Origin of the sequence: Kytococcus schroeteri (assembly GCF_002847825.1) — a bacterium.
GTDB classification, from domain to species: Bacteria; Actinomycetota; Actinomycetes; order Actinomycetales; family Dermatophilaceae; genus Kytococcus; species Kytococcus schroeteri.
Genome location: NZ_PKIZ01000101.1, coordinates 1 through 346, shown reverse-complemented (window position 1 = coordinate 346; position 346 = coordinate 1). Strand labels below are relative to the sequence as shown.

The following is a 346-nucleotide window of genomic DNA, read 5'->3' as shown; positions in this document are numbered from 1 at the left end:
CCGGCCAACACCAACGCCGCGATCGTCGCAGCCCACGCCGAAGGCCTCGACCCGCGCCGCGTTACCGCTCTGACCCGTCTGGACCACAACCGTGGCCTGGCGCAAGTGGCGGACAAGCTGGGCGTGGCCGTGCGCGACCTGGAGAACATGACCGTCTGGGGCAACCACTCCGCCTCCCAGTTCCCGGACGTTGCGGAGCTGACGCTGAATGGTGAGAAGGTCGCCGACAAGCTGGATGCGGCGTGGGTAAACGACGAGTTCATTCCGCGCGTAGCCAAGCGTGGCGCGGAGATCATCGAGGTTCGCGGGCGCTCCTCGGCAGCGTCCGCAGCCAGCGCCGCGCTGG

Annotated in this window: 1 pseudogene; it reads left to right on the top strand. The window is 68.8% G+C overall.

From position 1 onward, the window contains the following. Positions 1 to 346: pseudogene (locus CYJ76_RS11710) on the top strand (malate dehydrogenase); the annotation flags it as partial.